This is a genomic window from Gilvibacter sp., assembly GCF_013214815.1.
In the GTDB taxonomy this organism is placed as follows: domain Bacteria; phylum Bacteroidota; class Bacteroidia; order Flavobacteriales; family Flavobacteriaceae; genus Gilvibacter.
In genome coordinates, this window is the sequence record NZ_JABSPU010000034.1 from 1 (window position 1) to 18,615 (window position 18,615).

At 43.4% G+C, this 18,615-nt stretch carries 17 protein-coding genes and 1 pseudogene; 12 read left to right on the plus strand and 6 right to left on the minus strand.

Features of this window, described 5'->3' with window-relative positions; translation table 11 throughout:
• Nucleotides 1-301: hypothetical protein (locus HRT75_RS08450; RefSeq protein WP_291185138.1), on the plus strand; the 301-nt coding region annotated here is incomplete at its 5' end.
• Nucleotides 302-313: 12 nt separating this feature from the next.
• Here the strand turns inward: HRT75_RS08450 and HRT75_RS08455 are convergent.
• From HRT75_RS08455 to HRT75_RS08470, 4 genes are read right to left on the minus strand one after another with little or no spacing between them, the layout of a single operon-like run.
• A complete protein-coding gene (locus HRT75_RS08455) occupies nt 314-1,189 on the minus strand; it encodes a sterol desaturase family protein (RefSeq protein WP_291185141.1) in 876 nt (291 codons plus the stop codon).
• Nucleotide 1,190: 1 nt separating this feature from the next.
• On the minus strand, nt 1,191-2,120 hold the full coding sequence (locus HRT75_RS08460) for a sulfurtransferase (RefSeq protein ID WP_291185143.1): 930 nt from the start codon (nt 2,118-2,120) through the stop codon (nt 1,191-1,193).
• On the minus strand, nt 2,101-2,568 hold the full coding sequence (locus HRT75_RS08465; RefSeq protein ID WP_291185145.1) for a monoheme cytochrome C: 468 nt from the start codon (nt 2,566-2,568) through the stop codon (nt 2,101-2,103). Before HRT75_RS08465 ends, HRT75_RS08460 begins: the two co-directional genes overlap by 20 nt.
• A gap of 1 nt (nt 2,569) precedes the next feature.
• Nucleotides 2,570-3,790 carry a sulfite oxidase gene (locus tag HRT75_RS08470; protein ID WP_291185147.1) on the minus strand — a complete coding sequence of 407 codons (1,221 nt, stop codon included), beginning with the start codon at nt 3,788-3,790 and terminating at the stop codon, nt 2,570-2,572.
• A gap of 431 nt (nt 3,791-4,221) precedes the next feature.
• Between HRT75_RS08470 and HRT75_RS08475 the strand changes: the two genes are divergently transcribed.
• From HRT75_RS08475 to HRT75_RS08525, 11 genes are all read left to right on the plus strand, one after another.
• On the plus strand, nt 4,222-4,998 hold the full coding sequence (locus tag HRT75_RS08475; RefSeq protein ID WP_291185150.1) for a hypothetical protein: 777 nt from the start codon (nt 4,222-4,224) through the stop codon (nt 4,996-4,998).
• A 188-nt stretch (nt 4,999-5,186) separates the two neighbouring features.
• Nucleotides 5,187-5,963 carry a hypothetical protein gene (locus HRT75_RS08480; RefSeq protein ID WP_291185153.1) on the plus strand — a complete coding sequence of 259 codons (777 nt, stop codon included), beginning with the start codon at nt 5,187-5,189 and terminating at the stop codon, nt 5,961-5,963.
• A 20-nt stretch (nt 5,964-5,983) separates the two neighbouring features.
• A complete protein-coding gene (locus tag HRT75_RS08485; RefSeq protein WP_291185156.1) occupies nt 5,984-6,880 on the plus strand; it encodes a hypothetical protein in 897 nt (298 codons plus the stop codon).
• A gap of 7 nt (nt 6,881-6,887) precedes the next feature.
• Nucleotides 6,888-7,724, plus strand: a complete 837-nt coding sequence (locus HRT75_RS08490; RefSeq protein WP_291185158.1) for a hypothetical protein — start codon at nt 6,888-6,890, stop codon at nt 7,722-7,724.
• A 19-nt stretch (nt 7,725-7,743) separates the two neighbouring features.
• Entirely contained in the window at nt 7,744-9,237 is a 1,494-nt protein-coding gene (locus HRT75_RS08495; RefSeq protein WP_291185161.1) for a phosphodiester glycosidase family protein, read from the plus strand.
• A gap of 8 nt (nt 9,238-9,245) precedes the next feature.
• Entirely contained in the window at nt 9,246-9,884 is a 639-nt protein-coding gene (locus tag HRT75_RS08500; RefSeq protein WP_291185163.1) for a hypothetical protein, read from the plus strand.
• Complete coding sequence (locus HRT75_RS08505) at nt 9,847-10,662, plus strand: retropepsin-like aspartic protease (RefSeq protein ID WP_291185165.1); 816 nt, start codon at nt 9,847-9,849, stop codon at nt 10,660-10,662. Before HRT75_RS08500 ends, HRT75_RS08505 begins: the two co-directional genes overlap by 38 nt.
• Nucleotides 10,663-10,684: 22 nt before the next feature.
• Nucleotides 10,685-11,698 carry a M12 family metallopeptidase gene (locus HRT75_RS08510; protein WP_291185166.1) on the plus strand — a complete coding sequence of 338 codons (1,014 nt, stop codon included), beginning with the start codon at nt 10,685-10,687 and terminating at the stop codon, nt 11,696-11,698.
• Nucleotides 11,698-12,192: a hypothetical protein gene (locus HRT75_RS08515; RefSeq protein WP_291185168.1), complete on the plus strand. Its 495-nt coding sequence runs from the start codon at nt 11,698-11,700 to the stop codon at nt 12,190-12,192. Before HRT75_RS08510 ends, HRT75_RS08515 begins: the two co-directional genes overlap by 1 nt.
• Before the next feature lie 326 nt (nt 12,193-12,518).
• Nucleotides 12,519-13,466 (plus strand): tryptophan 2,3-dioxygenase family protein, encoded by a 948-nt coding sequence (locus HRT75_RS08520; RefSeq protein ID WP_291185171.1) that lies wholly within the window; start codon nt 12,519-12,521, stop codon nt 13,464-13,466.
• 116 nt (nt 13,467-13,582) lie between these two features.
• Nucleotides 13,583-15,850 (plus strand): S41 family peptidase, encoded by a 2,268-nt coding sequence (locus HRT75_RS08525; RefSeq protein WP_291185174.1) that lies wholly within the window; start codon nt 13,583-13,585, stop codon nt 15,848-15,850.
• Between the two features lie 30 nt (nt 15,851-15,880).
• Here the strand turns inward: HRT75_RS08525 and HRT75_RS08530 are convergent, their stop codons facing one another.
• Nucleotides 15,881-16,507 carry a molybdopterin dinucleotide binding domain-containing protein gene (locus tag HRT75_RS08530; RefSeq protein WP_366665043.1) on the minus strand — a complete coding sequence of 209 codons (627 nt, stop codon included), beginning with the start codon at nt 16,505-16,507 and terminating at the stop codon, nt 15,881-15,883.
• Between the two features lie 6 nt (nt 16,508-16,513).
• Nucleotides 16,514-18,613 (minus strand): annotated as a pseudogene (locus tag HRT75_RS08535) (molybdopterin-dependent oxidoreductase); the annotation flags it as partial.
• Nucleotides 18,614-18,615: the final 2 nt, after the last annotated feature.

The following is an 18,615-nucleotide window of genomic DNA, read 5'->3' on the forward strand; positions in this document are numbered from 1 at the left end:
ATCAAGAACTTCGATTTCACCCCGATTGGAAGCATGTAGGCAAACCTGGATTATGATCTTATTGGACAATCCGAAGGAGGAAAACCTATCCGTTGAGTTTTTTGGAAAGATCAGAGTCTTTGATGGGTTTCACACGGGTAAAATGATGGAATTGTTTGTCAAAGTAAGGCAGCAGTATTGTGAAAAGCGGGAAAGAATGCAGGTACTATTTACGTTATCACCAAGCCCATTCGATAGGCCTATCTGGAATGAGTTAGACGCGGTTGCTTTTAAAGAAAACGCCTGTGATTTAAATGAGTAAAGGTGCTTTAAACTACTTCTTTTTCTTGCCGAATCCGTAGAGATTCTGCCCTACAAAGTCCTTTGGAAATTCATCATCGCCTTTAAAACCAATAACAATGGTGCCGCTGTCTTCTGGAATGTAATTCGTTTTGAAAATATAATCCCACAGACTCAGACTGATTCCATAGTTCACACCGTTTCTGCCTTCTGGCAGGGTATAGGCATGATGATAAAGATGCATGACGGGGTTGTTGAAAATATACTTCAATGGCCCCCAAGTGATCTTGATGTTTGAATGATTGAAGTGTCCAATCGCAATGGCAATGAAATGGACAATATAGGCCTGTTCGGGTTCAAATCCGCCTAAGATCATTACCCCAAAAGTTTTTAGGGGTTTGTACAAGACATTTTCCATCCAATGATAGCGCAAGTGCGCGGCAAAGCCCATCTCTTTGACGCTGTGATGTACTTTGTGGAAATTCCAGAGGAATTCATATCTGTGTAGTAAGACGTGGGTGAACCACTGCACAAAATCGAGCAAAATAAAGAACACCAATAATTGTAAACCAGGAGCCCATCCGGAGAAATCAATTAGCGCCAAGCTACTCGCGGTAATATTTACCTCTGCAAACAGCAAACTTAGGATCTGATAAAACCCACTGATCACTATAGAAAAGACAAAGAAGTTGAAGTACATATAAAAAGCGTCCAACCAAAAATCTTTGCGGATGGTTTTTTGCTCTTTACGCCAGGGGAAAGCAATTTCTAAAAGCCACACTGCTAAGGAGATCACAGTAAGACCCCAAAAGAAGTTGTTGTACCAAGGCACTTCAAAGATGATGGACTTCCAGGTCCAGTCTGCGGTACCTACAATTGCATTCCAAAAAGCTTCTAAATACTTTTCCATATCAGTTTTGCAAAGTTATTAAACTATCCTGGCTTATCGGCAATTCAGCCAGCGCACTCCACTGAATCCAAGATCCGTCGTAATTTTTGACGTTGGTATAGCCCAAAAGCTGAGTCAACACAAAGGTCAAATGGGCAGAACGCACTCCGCTATGGCAGTAAACTACAATGGGAATGTGCTTGTCTGCACCTAAAAAGTCTAGCTCCTCTTGCAAGGCTTCAGCGCTTTTAAAACGATGGTCTTCTTGCAGTAAAACTGAAAACTTCCAGTCCAGATGTTTGCTTCCTGGAATCCGTCCAGCGCGGCTAGCACCGTTTTTCATTCGAGCTCCAGAATATTCTTCCTGTGTCCGCGCGTCAATTATAATGGCATCGGTGTCGAGAAGCTCAAACAAGCTCGCTTGGTCAATAGACATAATGTTTTGCGGACTATTTACAGGCAACTTAAAATCACTATTCGCAAGTGAATTGGGTTTAGAGCTCAACTGATTTCCGGCTCCGCTCCAAGCAGCGATTCCTCCGTTGAGAATGATCACATTGTCGTGGCCATATTGTTTGAGAACCCACCAAAAACGACTGGCATCACAGCTGCCATCGCCGTCATAAACCACTAAGGTGGTGTTATTTTTTATGCCGAGTTTAGAAAATCGTGTCTCTAACTGTTGGGCCGTGGCCATCATTCCTGCATGGGTGTGATTTGGATCTTCAATGTCTCTACGCCATAAATTGATTGCTCCAGGAATATGTCCTTGTTCAAACTCCGCGGCTTTTCTAAAGTCAATGAGTTGAATACTTGGATCATCGAGCAAGTCCGCCAACGCATTTACTTCCAGAGTAGGGCCAATGAGTGCGCTTTGCTCGGCTTGTTGATCAGATCGGCAAGCGGCGAGTAAAATCAGCAAGAAGTAATATTTATTCTTCTTCCAATTCATACCACTGAATATCAGTTAAGGCCATTCGTCTGCCTTTAGCTTTAGGAGGATAGTTGGTCACCAAATAGTTTACAATGACCTCTTGTTGATCCCCCAAATCCCAAAGGTTTTGGGTCTCTTGCATCCAAGCAATGGTAGTGTTCCAGCGCTCTGCGTTCATGCGGTTTTGAGTGATGAGTTTGGCAGAATGACAACTGGTACAATTGGATACCACAGCCATAAGTCCTTCAGCTTCTATCAAACCCGTGCGTTGATGAATGCCATCCACGATCAAATCGGGGTCTTCCTCGGGAACCGCCACCCAGGAATCGTCTTTAGAATCAAAAATGGACGGATCATTCACATAGGCCATCACCAGGCCAATAACCATAACAAAAGCAATAAGCAGGCCGGTTAAGGCTCGGTAGAGTTGCTTTACTTGATCTTTAAACGCTTCGGGTCCGTTCATGTTATTGTACTTTAATGGCTATACGGTGACAAGCGTTGTTGAGGTATCCTTTGGGGTTCCATCCTGGCAATACCATGGGCTGTGCTTTGCCTTGACTATCTGTTGCACGGGCCCAAACTTCGTAATAGCCTACCTCGGGAAAATCAATGCTAGCTGTGAAATGTTGCCAAGCGAGGCGATTTGCGGGTTTGCTGAGTTCGCAGGATTTCCAAGTGCTGCCAAAATCTATGGAATACTCCATTTTAGCCACCTCAAGTTCACCGGCCCAAGCATGCCCTCTTATGTTGAGTTTGCGCCCCTTTTTTAGTACAGCTCCTGATTTAGGATAAGTGATCAAAGATTTTACAGGCATGGATTCTATGATGCACATATCGGCATCGGCAACCTTTGCTCCTGGAGCGACAGGTTTGCAAGGTACGCGGTAAGCTGTTCCGGTCATTTTTGCTCCATCATGAACTATATTTCTAATGCTGATGCGCTCAATCCATTTTCCAGAAACAGAAGCCGGCCAGCCACCAGCAACCAAACGCAAAGGGTAGCCGTGGGCTACCGGGATGTCCTGACCATTAAGTTTAAAGGCCAGAAGCGTTTCCTCTTGAAGCGCTTTACTCATAGGGCAGCCTCTAGAGATCGGTTCTTTGGTAGGATCACCACTAAGATGAACGTCTGCAGCGTGATACCCTATATAAACGGCATCACTGGCTATTCCAGCATCTTCTAAAACGTCTCTGAGCCGAACACCAGTCCACTGGGCACAATGGACAGCGCCAACAGTCCACTGGTTGCCTTTGGCAGGCGGATCAAATTCGCTACGGCCGTTACCGCCACATTCCAGCGTGAGTTGATAAGTATATTGTTTGAACTTGGTCTTTAGTTCCTCAAGGCTATAAGTTTTTGAATTCTTGACGGACTCGCCATCTATGGTCAACGTCCAATTGGCAACATCAATCTCTTGAGGGATTAGCCCATTGTTTCTAATGAACATATTGGCATTGCTGGTGATCTTCTCATCCAGCAGATGAGCCCGGGCTTCTATGTTCCACGGGCGGTCGTTGAGCACCACCATGTCTTTGTTCTTTTTGAAGAGTTCAAAAGGATCAGGATCTTGAAGTCCCAAAGGGGTGTAACCTTTGAGCAAATTGGCCCCAAAGACTATTTCTGTGCCCAAAGCCGCGGCGAAAGCGCTTAGGGCTGTTTTTTGAATGAATGCTCTGCGTTTCAAGTTAGTTGGTTTTTAAAACCCAAGCCGTAAAATAGCGCTTCTGCTAGAATTGCATAGTAATCAGAGTTACAATGCCGGCAGGATCAGTGGTTTGCCTGGATTAAATCCTCAGAAAGTTATAAAAAGGAAATGGAACAAGGATAAATCTCACAATTAGAAAACAGAAGAACGATTATTTAGATCTACAGAACGAGAATATAATAATGAACCAGTTATATCTCCCAGGCATTTAGTAAGTTAAAATACCCCCTAAACGGTATGTGGATTCTTCCTGTCAGCACCTACTTTGCAAAAAAACCATAATGATGAGACAGTTTCTTTTTATTACGGCGCTACTCTTAACGAGCCTAATACATGCGCAATCCTATTATAACGGCCGATTTACTATCGAGACTTACAGCTATGGGGATCGAGATTTTACGCTCTACGATATGTCTCGAGCTTCCATTGATTCTTCAGGAGCTAAAATAGGAGTAAAGTACTTTGCTACTAATTCCTATGACAGGCTGACGGAATGGAAAAGAGACAAGGAAATATTACTAATTACCTCTGCAGGATACATGGATGGTTGGAATGCAAATGCCAAACCTGTTGGTCTCTCGGTGGATGATGGACAAATAATCAACAGAAGTGCTAGCTTTGATATGGACGGATTGGTTCTTTTTTATAATGTCGCTCCTCAAAAAGGAGGTATTTCTATTTTCGATATGGACAAGAAGTACGTAAACTTAGAATACCCAGCTAAAAGTGGGAGCTATCAGCTTTTTGATCCTCGTGATAATATTACAGACAGATCAAAATTTTTAAATGTGGCGGTAGAACTTGGATTGAGTGTTTTGCAAACCCATTTGGTATATTCTGAGAAAAAAACTCAAGAAGAGAATTTTGAAAATATCTATCAGGGTAATGAACGCGAAAGAAGGTATTTAGCAATCACAATTAAAGATAATGATGTTCATCATATCGTTATTGATGTTCCAGACGCAATTAAACTTCTTGAAGGAGCGAATGATACAAAGAATATCTTAGAGTATCTCGGTCATAAAGTTATATACATATTGAACCTAGAAACTGGCAATGTGAACTTTTTGCGCTCTTCAACAGATGGCCAAATAACTAATCTTAATGAACAAAATGGTTTGACCCAAAGAGAAGCTCAATTATTGCAGGATTGGGGAAATTATATTGTTTGGTATATCATAGACTAAACTAACAACCGTATGTCATTTCACCGATGTTAAGAGTTTGTTAGCGATTTTTACGGTTTTACCTTACGTATTTGTCCTACATTATGTACTTTTAGGATTATACCCAGCAATGGGTATGTTACCATCTCCCAACATAGTATAGTTTTATCCAAGCCTAATGATGGGCGAATAGGATACTGTAGGTTTAAATGAAAAAAAGCAGCCATCACTACTACCTGATCCCTGCAATGTTTTTGTTGGGATGCTATTTGGGAACCACTACGACCCATGCGCAATGCTACAGTCGTGACGCGGGTAATGCCTTGAACTCGGCTGTTGGACAATCCATTGACTTTCCCGTAAAACAAGAGCTGGAGCGCTTCTTTAGTCTGCAATCTATCATTTATTTTCAAGAAGAAGTTGACGGGTTTTGTTTAGACAAAACACAAAGCCAGGCTGATGTCCACATCAGTTTAGGAAATACCTTTTTGAATTATCTCAATGCCAATGGGGATGTGGTAGATCCTTACCTGGCGAAGCTTTTTTCAGCCTCCGTTTACGGACAATTCGAGCAACGAATAGAACCAACCGAATATGACTATATCACCGATCACATTGCTGGATACTACGTTTGCTACCAGTATATCGCTTTGAACTGGGATTCTGTGAATGCGAGTGTTTCTAGTTTGGTGGCAGCTTCGGACTTTTTAAATGAAGTGCTCAACAAATACGCTCGCGTACGCATGGACTATTTGCCGCATCAAACAGGAGCAAGCTTGAATGAGCGCAAGATCAAAAAGTCCTTTTTAAATGGGGCCTATTACGCCATGCCCAGAAATTACAGACAACACATTAGAGACACCACCGATTATAAAAACGATTATGCCGGCCTTATGAATACCATCATTGACGATAGGCAATACGCCGCGCAACAACCAAACGATACTTTACCTATCGTATTTGAAATTAAATACAACACACTTTAACAACCATCAAATATTTTAAGATGAGACTATTTTACACCACTATTTTTACCTTGCTTTTGAGCGTCACTATGCTCAATGCGCAGAGTTATTTTAATGGCAAGTTTAGAATTGAAGCCTATGACTATGGTGATAGAACTTTCACCCTTTATGATTTTTCTAGAGAGGGAACCTCTGCCACCAATCTCAAAGCCAAGTATTTTGCCACCAACGCTTATGACCAATATCAAAATTGGAAGTCAGGTAAGGAAATCTTGTTTATTACAGCAGGTGCCTTTTCAGACGGTTGGGACTCTAGTGCAAAACCTGTAGGTATTTGTGTGGATAACGGTCATATTGTTAACCGATCTCCAAAGTCAGAAATGGACGGAATGGTGATTGTATACAATGGAGCCGCCCAACAAGGAGGAATCGCCGTTGTAGACATGGACAAGAAATACGTCAATGTGGAGAATCCATACGGCAGTGGAAACTACGAACAGTACGATCCACGAGATAATATCACCGATCGAACCAAGTTCTTGAATTGGGGAGAGGATGCTGGTGTAACCTTGTTCCAAACCCAACTCGTATATTCTGAAAAGAAAACCTATGATGAGAACTTTGGGAACAAATTTTATGGTGCGGAAAGAGAGCGTCGCTATTTAGCCATTTGTATCAAGAATGGTATTGTACATCACGTTGTAGTTGATGTGCCAGAAGCCATTTACCTTGGAGAAGGTGCTGAAGACACTAAAGTTGTTTTAGAATATGACGGCTTTAAGGTGCTTTATATTCTCAACTTAGATACTGGAGACAAAAACTTGATGCACTGCTATAACGGAAGCTATCTGCAAGACATGAAACCTTATAAAGGCTCTAATACCGACGCTGCCAAAATTGAAAATGCGACCAACTTATTGATCTACTACAAGGACTAATCGATAAATGAGAACATTAGCAATAACAATATTAACGCTGCTTTTGAGTGCAGCACCTGCTAGCGCTCAAGAATTTGACGAGAACTTCGTGCATTACAGCCGTGTCCTTCTGGGTAGAGACTATGAGGTCTATGCCTTTAATATGGGCTATACGGTCAATGCGGAGTACTTTGCCATGGAAGCTCAGGATCGTTATGAGAATTGGTATAGCAACAAAACTGTAATGCTTGCCTGTAGCGGTGCTTTTTCAGAAACCTGGGATAAGGATTCCAAACCTGTGGGGATGACCGTAGAAGACGGGGTGATCAAAAACAGAAGTTTGGATCCTGATATGGATGCCTTGGTGATCGTGGTAGAAGGAATGGTATACGCCATGGACCTTGATGAACTTCAAGGCGGATTTGAAATGGAGGACGGAACCTTTTTACAAATGAATCCTCGGGCCAATTATGAAGACAGACAGATTCTGCTTCAGGCTGCAGAAGAGGGCAACTATACCATTTTTCAATCCCAATTGGTCTATTCTAAGGATAGAAATGACAATTTCTACGATCTTAGATACGGAAAGAAGCAAGAACGTCGTTTTCTAGCAACAGCTACCTATGAAGACAATTACTACAACATCATAATTGACGCTCCGGCTGAGTTGGAGCTCAACCTATCTGCTAAGTTTACCCTCAGGGTCTTGGAAGAGATCGGTTATGACGTGGAGTATATCATCAACCTGGATACGGGTGGGAAGAATATCTTTCTGGTCCGTGAGTCCTGGGATGGACTTACCTACAAAGCGGATGACCGCTTGGAAGACGCAACTAACTTAATAGTCTTTTACTCTTATGATTAATTTACACAAACATTATAAAATGCGTGGTCTTTGGACCTTGTTGTTCGCTGTTCTACTCAGTATGGGGGCAATCGCTCAAGAGGCCATGCAAACCAAAAAGCACAAGGGTAAAACCTATCTCGTGGTAGAATACGACCCGGCAAAACATACCTTGGAGCTTCATAATACCGCTGCGACTCAGTGGTCTTTTGATAAACACCACAATCAAAAGGCACAATTGGGAGAACAAATGGTCTTTGCCATTAGTGGAACTTCCATCAATGACAAGAAAGAAGCTTATGGCTTGGTTTTCAAGGATGGTAAAGTGCGACAGCAAGGTGCAGAATTTCAAGATCCAGCTACTTTTCAGACTAAACAATTGGAAGGTATTTTTGCTAAAGACTTAGGCGGCAAGACCGAATTAAGGCCATCCAGTAGATATACCGCAGCAGATACCGGCAGATTTGAATTTGCAGTAGAATCCACACCAGTTCTTTTGGCCAGAGGGGCTATGCATCCCAGTTTAAAAGGTTATGCCGCCGAGACTACCATGAGTGTGGTGGGAACACGAGCCGACGGTTCCGCAGTTTTTGTCATTGCTCAAGATGCGGTGAGTTACGCTGCCATGGCAGATTTTATGAAGTCTCAGCTAAAGGTAAATGACGCCATGATCATGCGTCGTGATGATACTGCTTATTACACTCCAGAAACAGGAGAAGTGAATCCAAAGAAAGCCGGTTACGGTCCTATATACATTTTGGTAGCCAAGGAAAATGCTGGAGGAGCGAACGTTGAAGAAGATATTCAGATTCCTCAAGAAGTAGTGATGAAAGAGATCACGGATGAACTCACGGAGATCATTCAATTCGGTAAACGCTATGTCATGTGTAAGGTAGATCCGAAGAAATACAAGGTAGACCTATTCAATGAAAGCGAAGATGGAACTCGTTTGCATGACATCAACAGTGTGGCACGCTACCATCAGCAGAAAAAAGACAAACATATCTTTACCATGAACGCGGGGATGTTCAATGAGAATCGATTGCCGGTAGGCTTATATATTGATGAGGGCGAGACCGTTTTCCAACTCAACACAAAAAAGAATGGGCGTGGGAATTTCTATGACTTCCCGCCTAATGGGGTCTTTTTAATCACTGCCAAAGGAGACCCGATGGTGCTAACTACTGAGCAGTATGTCAAGGCAAAATTTGGGCCTAAGGATGTTCAAATTGCTACCCAGTCTGGCCCTATGATGGTTTACGGCGGTAGGTTTAACGAAGCCTTTAACGAGGGCTCGCCTAACTTGAATATTAGAAACGCCGCTGGAGTGGATAAGGATGGAAACATTGTTTTTGTGATCTCTATAGACAAGGTGAACTTTTATGAGTTCTCTACGCTACTAAGAGATGAATTGAATTGTGATAACGCGCTTTATTTGGACGGTTTCTTAAGTCAATGGGCAGCTCCTGGGGTGAAAGATCGCTACGATACACGATATCAATTAGGACCGCTTTTAAGCGTAATCAAGAAGTAAAAGGATCTATGAAACAACTATTAATAGGTTTATTATTTGTTTTTGGACTACAGCTACAGGCACAAGACGACAAACTGTCTTTGGACGCCTTTTTTGAGGTGCCATTAGAGCAATTGGATCCTGAAGCACTCGCGCCTTTAAGCATTGACGATCTCAATCGCGGATTTGAGCGGGCCGTTGGTTTTTTAAACGATACGACCGTTGCTGATAATGAACTCAAAGGGCAGATCTATTTGGCCGTATTGGCAGATCACATTAAAAAGCGTATTGAGTCAGAAGACATCAACACCAGAAAGCGCGATGTTAGAAAACTACTCAAGCGCTTTGAGACTGAAGATTACTTTATTGATCAAGGTAAGATCCCAGACTTTTTAAAGCTGATGCATTACTCCTGTGAAGGCCGATTTGAATACATCTACAGCCGTTTTAAGTTCAGTAGTTTCTTTTACCCGGTGATGATCGCTTTGGTGATCGGGATCGTGTTTGTGATTCTAAACGTGAGCGGTAAACTCCGCTGGAAATACCGCCGCTTGGCCAACAAGATCATGCTTGTTATGGCTGTTTTGGCCTTGATACTCGTACTAATATTTAAATTTACCTGTGACCAATATGTGCTCTCGGATTCTTTTTACGGTATTCCTATGTAGCTCTTTATTGAGCTTCGGACAGCAAAAGCGCGAATTGATCATTCCTTTTGAGCGCAATGCTGCCAATGTAATGGAGGTTCAAGTAGGCTTGAATGGCTTTGAGACGCCCTTCATCTTTGATACAGCAGCTTCTAAGGTTTCCTTTGGAGATGGGCTTTATGGCCAATTGGTTCGTGCTGGTGCTTTAGGACCAAAGAACATCATTTCTAAGACCAGCACTATGATGGCTAACGGTGAATTGGCGGACGCACTATTGATTCGTATTGATCGCCTAGCACTCGGCAGTTTGGTATTGGAAGACGTAGACGCCATGGTAATCCGTGGGGCTAATGTTCCGCCTTTATTAGGACAGAGCGCTTTAGAGAACTTCGGAGCCATAACTATAGACAATAGAAAGAAGGTGATTAAACTCACCCAAGAGGTCGGGACTACTGCACAACGTAAAATAACCGTTGACAAATTGCGGCTAGTGGCCTGCACCGATTACTCCCGCCAAGCAGTCGGTCAGCTCAGTCAAAATACCTTCAATCAAGGGCAAGATGCTCTTTTGGTGCAGTTCATTGAGATTGAAGATGATCTGCCTCCCGCCAATGCGGTTTCTAATTTATCAAACGTCATAACCATACGCTATTTTGACGAACGCGACCTGACCAAGGCTCGATTGTTTCAACAAAAAATAGCGGCAAAATATCATCCAAGCCAAATCTCTTTACAGAATATGGCGCCTTATTTTAATCAACCCATACCTGACTATTTCGAGATATGGATAAACTTTTAATACTAACATTAACGCTAAATCGATGAAAAAAACACTCATTCTACTGTGTATCCTTGTAGTAAGTGTGGCCATGGCACAAGACCCAGGGCCTTACAAAGGATATTCAGGTATCAGCGCGATCAACATGTCCATTGACACTAAATGGCCAGCAAACGCACAAGGAAAGACCATAATCCCAGTGAGCTGGGAAAATGCCACTCCTGCCAATGCTCAATACCGAGCATGGGTAAAAGAGGCCGTAGAAGCGGCATGGGAAGCCAATGCCAATATTGACTTTGTAGGTTGGGGACAAGCCAGCCCAGGAGAGCGAGGAATTCGCATTTTGGCCGATGATTACACCCATCCACACACCAAAGGATTGGGGACCCAATTAGACGGGCTTCAAAATGGAATGGAACTCAACTTTGGTTTCTTAGGAAGCTTTAAATGTGTTGGGTACACCAAGGAGGAATGTATCAAATTCATTGCTGTTCACGAGTTTGGACATGCCATTGGATTGGCTCACGAGCACAACCGTCCGGATTGTCTTTGTGGAGAAGCTCCACAAGGAAGTGGCGGTGGATACTATGTGACTCCTTGTGATTTGTATTCTGTGATGAACTATTGTAACCCACGTTGGGGGAATCACGGTGTATTGAGTTCTTTAGATGTCTCAGGAATTCAACAGATCTACGGTCGTCCTAATGTCGCCGCAGGAAGTGTTGAGCTCGCTGAGGTTCGCATTGTACCGGCTTACAAAAAAGACGTTCAAGGACTGCGCGAAATTCAAACAGCCATAGATAGCAGCAGTAAATTTGATATCGCTCAGTTTACAGAGGAGACTACCCCGGTGATCGAAGTGAGTCAAGCGGCGGTAGATAATCTTCCGAATGTTTTGACCATTCGTTATTTCCATCCAGACGATGAAGAAAAGGCCCAATCCATCAAGACGCATTTGACGGATCTTGGGGTGAGTGGCTCCTATATTTCTATTGAGAGTATGATGAGCCGAATGAGTAGAACATACCCAAGGTATATTGAAATCTGGAAGAAATAATGATACTTAAGAATCTATTAGCCTTGGCTTTGATCTCTTCTTTGGGATTAAAGACCTGTGAAGATCCAGGAGAATCTATCGCAGTGGATCAGGCAAACAATATCGCACTCTCCATCCCGATGTTTCCGAGCCCATTTACTATGAAATATGTGGTAGATGACGGATCGATCTTTGTGCATCAAGTGCATCGTACTCAAAATACCGATACCATTGTTTTTCAAGCTGCCTTGAGCAGTGCAGACTACAGTGATATGGTGAGTACAATTACAGGATTTGATAAAGATGAATACATCAATAACTGTGTAGAAGACGGACAGATCTTTACCTTGGTATTGACCCAGAACGATACGATTTCACGTCAAATTAGGGTTTCCAATAAATACAACGAGAACTTTGGAAAAATGGTTACTGCCATGAACTCAGAGCTCCCTGATGATAAAAAGATCTATTATGACAAAGACTCACTGGAACAATTGCCACAAACCTGTAATTGATCCAGAGAACTATCTAGTAGTGATGATTAGTTCATAAGAATCCGGCGCTGAAAAGCGTCGGATTTTTTTTATAGGTTGAGCCAGTTTTTGTGAGGAAAACCCGCGCCCCGCGCCCGGGTTTTTTAATGCTCTTAACTTTGAGGATCGATCAGATTTGGCTAGCTTTGAGTAGTGATTCAGTTAGAATCTGAATAAAAATTTAGACCGAGGTGTATCGTTTATATCGAAACATAAAATCGCCCTTTTCATAGTCTTCTCTTCCCCAAGCGGATTCACTCCGCCTATGAACACGTCTTTTTTATTCACTCCACCTAAACCAAACAATTATGACCCGAGAAGAACTAGTGGCGGCCATTGTAGCCAAATATGAGGCCGTTGGTCAAAATCCAGATGTGCATTTGTCCGGACTCCTGCACGCAGAATCCATCAATTATTGGGATTACATTCAGCTCGATGCACTGTTAGGATTACAAATTAAACGCACTCAACAACCCGATGAGATGGTCTTTATCATGTACCATCAGATCAATGAACTGCTTTTTAAGATGATCCTTTGGGAGATGGATCAGATCTCTTTTACAGATGATATTGCTCCAGAAAAGTTCACCATGCACCTCATGCGGATCAGCCGCTATTTTGATATGCTGTCCAATTCCTTTCACATCATGAGTGAAGGCATGGAGCTGGAACAGTACATGAAGTTTCGCGATACTTTGACTCCCGCGAGCGGATTCCAATCGGTTCAATACAGAAAAATAGAGATCGCCTCCACAGAACTCATCAACCTGATCGATTACAGACATAGAGCAACTATAGACCGGCAGACTCCTTATTTGCACGCCTTTAATCATATGTATTGGCAAGTGGCTGGGAAGAACCACAAGACGGGAAAGCCTACCATGCTCATGAAGAACTTTGAGAGCCGCTACAAAGAAGAGCTCATTGCTTGGATGAAGCGCTATAACGAAGTCAATCTCTGGACCAAATTCAAGGCTTTACCAGATTCGTATCAGCAAAATACCGCCTTGATCAATGCTATGCGCCATTACGATCACACCGTGAACATCAAATGGGTGATGCATCATTACAATACCGCATCCCAATATTTAGACTCCGGAAAAGGCAGCTCAGAAGCCACTGGAGGCAGTGAGTGGCATAAATATATGCACCCTAAATACCAGCGCAGAATTTTCTTTCCAGAACTTTGGAGTCAAGAAGAGTTAGACCATTGGGGGGTGAATAATCTGGAGGGGTATACGACTTTGAAGGAGTAGGTTTAAACAAGGTGGGCTTTTAACAAAACCTTTGAATCTTTCGTTAAACCTAGCCTAAAAGCGTTTGAGGCTGAGACTTTTTTTACAATCTTTAGAAAAAGCAATCAACTTCAACTATGAAAAAAACACTACTTCTTTTTGTCTTTACCCTATGTTATTCGCTTGGTTTTGGGCAATCTCAACAACAACAATTTCAAAACGTGGAGACCTTTGCAAAGCTTTATGGCTATGTGAAGTATTTCCACCCTACGGATGAGGCCTACGCCATGGATTGGGACAAATTTGCCATTTACGGAGCCCAAGAAGTGATCAAATGCAAAGACCAAAAAGAGCTTCACGACACTTTAAAACGATTGTTTATGCCCATGGCTCCAAGCTTGCAGTTAGCCAGTTCAGAAAGTCTTTTAACGGAGATAGATCAAAGCTGTAAAATGACCTATTGGCAGCATTTAGGGTTGGGTTATGATGCTACCTCCGGAGGTAGTGTTTACCAAAGTTCCCGTGTGGGAGCCATGATGAATCAAGCCTCTCAAGGCGGAAACAATCAGTTTGCGAATTTGATGACCTCTTTTGATGCCAAAGATCTTGCCAATAAGTATGTGAAAATGACCGCTCAAGTCAAGTCCATTGCTGGGAATGTTGGAGAAGGCCGTTTGTGGCTTCGCGAGGATAAACAAAGCGGAGGTATGGGCTTCTTTGACAATATGGCTGGCCGTCCGGTAACACAAACAGCGTGGGGAACCTACACGATTGAAGGACAGTTGGGTGAGGAGCCAGACCGTTTGGTTTTGGGATGCTTACTCATAGGCTCAGGAGCAATTGCCGTGGACGATTTTAAACTGTACTTCCGCGATTCAGAAAGTCAAGATTGGACCGAATTTGATCTACACAACGCCTCCTTTGAGAGCAGTGTCATAGATGATACTTCTGGTGTGAACAATAAATGGTCTACCTATGGCCAAGGCTATAATTTTGACCTTAACAGCGCAGATATTGCAGAGGGATCACAGGCAGTGCTTATTCAAGGCGAGCAAAAAGCGAAACTAGTCAAAGGGCGTACGATTTTTTCTACGGCTCCAGATCGCGGCGCGAGTTATACAGCCATGATCGGGAGGGATCTTTATGCGCGTGTGCCTTTAACGGTTTGTATTGATGGAGATAGAAAGACCTATCCAAAAGGCGACGCAGACGCGCTAAAAGCGCTCAAGGATGCAGTAGCAGCTGTAGGAGTTGATGCAAATAATCTGGAAACTCGTTTGGGGAATGTGGTGAACACTTACAATATCTTTCAGCATTTTTTCCCGTATTTTGATCAAACCGGGGTGGATTGGTACGGGGCTTTTACAACAGCTTTAGGCAAATCATTCTCAGATAAAACCGCTAAGGATCACATCCAAACAGTAAAGGAATTTACTGCCCAACTCAAAGACGGTCACGTAAGAGTAAATGCCGCAAGCAGCGCTGAAAACTTCGCTCCGGAATTTGTCTGGGAAGTGGTTGAAGGGCAATTGGTGATCACAAAATTGCTCAATCTAGACCTACCCTTAAAAGTGGGTGATGTAGTTACTTCGGTTAACGGCCAAAAGACTGCAGATTACTTGACGAGCATCTACAAAGGCATTTCTTATGGAACTGATGGCTGGCGAGATTATCGCGCCAAAACAGAAACCATGAGAGGTGAAAAAGGAAGTACGCTTGCCTTAGTGCTTAAAGATGGCAGAACAGTCTCTGTAACGCGCAGCATGGACATGTACAGCAATTATGAGCTGTTTGAAACAGAAAAGCAACCTCATAAAAAGGTGGGCAAGAACTCTTATTACGTCAATTTAGATGTAATGACCATGGACAGTATCAATGCCTTGATGCCTAAATTGGAACAAGCCAGCGGATTGATCTTTGACCTTAGAGGTTATCCCAAAGGAAATCACGAGCTGATCTCACATCTGCTCAAAGACAATGATTACAATAAGTGGATGTATATTCCAGAGTACATTTATCCAGATCAAAAGGATCGTGAGTTTCGTGCCAGTGGATGGAATATGCCTACTAAGAAGCCTTATTTAGGCGACAAGAAAGTGGTCTTTCTCATTGATGGGAGCGCCATTAGTTATGCCGAAAGTTATATGGGCTTTATTAAAGGGTATAAATTGGCAACCATAGTGGGACAACCTACGGCAGGAGCCAACGGTAATGTCAACCGCTCAAGACTACCGGGTGGAATCACCATTAGTTGGACCGGCATGCGCGTGTTGAAGCACAACGGAGATCAGCATCATGCGGTCGGAGTGCAACCGGATGTTTTTGTGACCCGAACGGTTCAAGGCATACAAGCAGGTCGCGATGAATTCATGGACAAGGCCATGGAGATCATCGGAGAAAAGTAAAAAAGAAAAGCGCCCAAACGGGCGCTTTTTTTATTTGTCTTGCAAGAGGCTTTTGAACTTGCCTTTTGATTTTCTGATTCGCACGGCGACCACTTTGTATTCCGGGCACATGGCTTCGGAATCGTGTACGTCTCCGGTAATGTTGTTGATCATAATATCCGGAAAGTGGAAGGTTGTACTCAAGATTCCCGGTTTGACCTCGTCCGTAATTCGAGCTTTGACGTCTACCTTACCTCTCGGGGATTCTATGCACACAAAATCTCCATCGTTGATCAAATGACTCGCAGCATCTTCTGGATTGATCATTAAATAATCACTCTTTAAGATCTGCTCATTAGCTGTACGTCGGGTCATAGCACCACAATTGTAATGCTCTAACTCACGATTGGTAGTCAAAATATACGGAAAGTCTTTTCCGTGTTGGGTGATCTCCTGAGTTTCCTCCCAAGGATGGAACTCAAAGTACCCTAGCCCGCGTTTAAACTCTTCTTGGTGTAAGATCTGGGTATCGGTACCGTCTGGTGCCACAGGCCATTGCAGCCCATTATGACCCAATCGTTCCCATTTGATTCCAGCAAAGAAAGGTACGATCTGAGAGATCTCCTCGAGCATGCCATCTGGCGTATAATCGGGTTGCTTATAACCCATGCGGTTCATGATATCTACTATGATCTGACCATCAGGTTTGGTTCCTTCAATCGGTTTCACCACTTGACGCACCGCTTGTACACGGCGTTCTCCGTTGGTAAAAGTTCCACTCTTTTCTAAGAAAGAGGAACCGGGTAGAATCACATCAGCTTGCTTGGCCGTCTCGGTCATAAACAGTTCTTGAACAATAACAAGATCAGTTGCATTGAGTGCTTTGATCACTTTCTGCGTATTCGGATCGGTCTGCACCACATCCTCTCCAATGATCCAAATGGCTTTTAGTTTTCCGTCCAAAGCGGCGTCAAACATCTCTGGAATCTTATACCCAATATGCAAAGGCAGTTCAGAGCCATAAAATTCGTTGTAGCGTTTGTTGATCTCCGGATTGGTCACATCCAGTTAACCGGCACCTTGGTGCGGTTGCACCCCCATGTCGGCGCTTCCCTGAACGTTGTTTTGTCCACGAAGCGGATTCACTCCTACACCGCGTCGACCAATATTTCCCGTCAACATGGCTAAATCCGCGATCTGCATCACAGTAAAGGTTCCTTGAGAGTGTTCCGTAACCCCCAGACCGTGGAAGGACATGGCATTGGGTGCCGTCGCATAAGCAATAGCAGCTGCTCTTACTTGCTCTCTCGGCACACCAGAAACGGCTTCTAATTTGTCAATATCAATGGCCATAAGCTCTTTGATAAAGTCCTCATAACCTTCTGTGCGGTTCTTTATAAAACTTTCGTCAACCAAACCTTCATCAATGATGTAATACATCATCATGTTAAGTACGGCTACATTGGTTCCAGGTCTCAGTGCCAAATGATGATCGGCATAACGCGCAATTTCAGTTCTACGCGGATCGATCACAATAGTCACATTGTCTTGCTTCATGGAAAACTGCTTGAGCTTGGCTCCGGTCACCGGATGTGCATCCGTAGGATTGGCGCCAATTACCATAATGCAATTGGTAAACTGCAGATCTTCTATAGAATTAGTCGCAGCTCCGGTTCCAAAGGTGCGTTGCATACCCAAGGCGGTAGGCGAGTGGCACACGCGTGCACATCCGTCAATATTATTGGTTTGCAATACCGCTCTAAAAAACTTTTGCATCAAATAATTCTCCTCATTGGTACAACGAGAAGAAGAAATACCAGCCATGCTGTCTGGCCCGTAAGTATCTTTATAATGGTTGAATTTGTCCGTGATATAGCTGTAAGCCTCATCCCAACTCACCTTTTCAAATTCGCCATTGCGTTTGATCATTGGAGAGTCCAAGCGCTCTGGATGGTCATAAAATTTGAAGGCAAATCGCCCTTTAAGGCAAGTGTGTCCTTGATTTACTTCTGCATCATAAGGTGCAGTTATGCTTAAGATCTCACCGGAGTTTGTGGCTACATCCAGGTTACATCCAACACCACAATAGGTACAAACGGTGCGTGTAGTTTCTGTGGCTTGAATGGCTTTGGATTGGAACACGTCCGAAATCGCGGAGGTAGGGCAGGCCTGAGAACAGGCACCGCAACTCACACAATCAGAATCCATAAAACTCTGATCCAAACCTTTAATGATATGAGCATCAAAACCGCGCCCAGCCATGCTGAGCACAAATTCGCCTTGTACCTCATCACAGGCGCGAACGCAACGGTAGCAATTGATACACTTGCTAAAATCTGAGGTCATATACGGATGACTCAGATCTTTGGTTTTGTGCAAATGATTGTCTCCTGCGGGATAACGTACATCGCGAATCCCAACTTGAGCTGCAACGGTCTGAAGCTCGCAATTGCCATTGACTTCACAGGTCAAACAATCTAAAGGGTGATCGGTCAAGACCAATTCAATAATGTTCTTTCTGAGCTTTTGAACACTAGCGGTTGAAGTATAGATGTATTGCCCTTCACTGACTGGAGTATGGCAAGAAGCCATGGTCTTTACAGGGCCACCTTCTTCTAAAGCTACTTCTACCGAACAAACACGGCAAGCTCCAAAAGGATCTAAATTGGGAGCATCACAAAGGGTAGGGACTAGATTGTCGTCTTTGTGGCGACGCACAAAAGAGAGCATGGTTTCTCCCGGTTCAAAAGTGTAGGCGATATCGTTAATATAGGCTGTCTTCATAG

Bases quoted from the DNA above. Each gene is read 5' to 3' on its own strand.
- HRT75_RS08505 (WP_291185165.1), top strand. From the start codon at position 9,847: ATGTGCTCTCGGATTCTTTTTACGGTATTCCTATGTAGCTCTTTATTG.
- HRT75_RS08465 (WP_291185145.1), bottom strand. From the start codon at position 2,568: ATGAACGGACCCGAAGCGTTTAAAGATCAAGTAAAGCAACTCTACCGA.
- HRT75_RS08460 (WP_291185143.1), bottom strand. From the start codon at position 2,120: ATGAATTGGAAGAAGAATAAATATTACTTCTTGCTGATTTTACTCGCC.
- HRT75_RS08525 (WP_291185174.1), top strand. From the start codon at position 13,583: ATGAAAAAAACACTACTTCTTTTTGTCTTTACCCTATGTTATTCGCTT.
- HRT75_RS08455 (WP_291185141.1), bottom strand. From the start codon at position 1,189: ATGGAAAAGTATTTAGAAGCTTTTTGGAATGCAATTGTAGGTACCGCA.
- HRT75_RS08475 (WP_291185150.1), top strand. From the start codon at position 4,222: ATGTCTCGAGCTTCCATTGATTCTTCAGGAGCTAAAATAGGAGTAAAG.
- HRT75_RS08495 (WP_291185161.1), top strand. From the start codon at position 7,744: ATGCGTGGTCTTTGGACCTTGTTGTTCGCTGTTCTACTCAGTATGGGG.
- HRT75_RS08515 (WP_291185168.1), top strand. From the start codon at position 11,698: ATGATACTTAAGAATCTATTAGCCTTGGCTTTGATCTCTTCTTTGGGA.
- HRT75_RS08510 (WP_291185166.1), top strand. From the start codon at position 10,685: ATGAAAAAAACACTCATTCTACTGTGTATCCTTGTAGTAAGTGTGGCC.
- HRT75_RS08520 (WP_291185171.1), top strand. From the start codon at position 12,519: ATGACCCGAGAAGAACTAGTGGCGGCCATTGTAGCCAAATATGAGGCC.
- HRT75_RS08480 (WP_291185153.1), top strand. From the start codon at position 5,187: ATGAAAAAAAGCAGCCATCACTACTACCTGATCCCTGCAATGTTTTTG.
- HRT75_RS08485 (WP_291185156.1), top strand. From the start codon at position 5,984: ATGAGACTATTTTACACCACTATTTTTACCTTGCTTTTGAGCGTCACT.
- HRT75_RS08490 (WP_291185158.1), top strand. From the start codon at position 6,888: ATGAGAACATTAGCAATAACAATATTAACGCTGCTTTTGAGTGCAGCA.
- HRT75_RS08500 (WP_291185163.1), top strand. From the start codon at position 9,246: ATGAAACAACTATTAATAGGTTTATTATTTGTTTTTGGACTACAGCTA.
- HRT75_RS08530 (WP_366665043.1), bottom strand. From the start codon at position 16,507: ATGAACCGCATGGGTTATAAGCAACCCGATTATACGCCAGATGGCATG.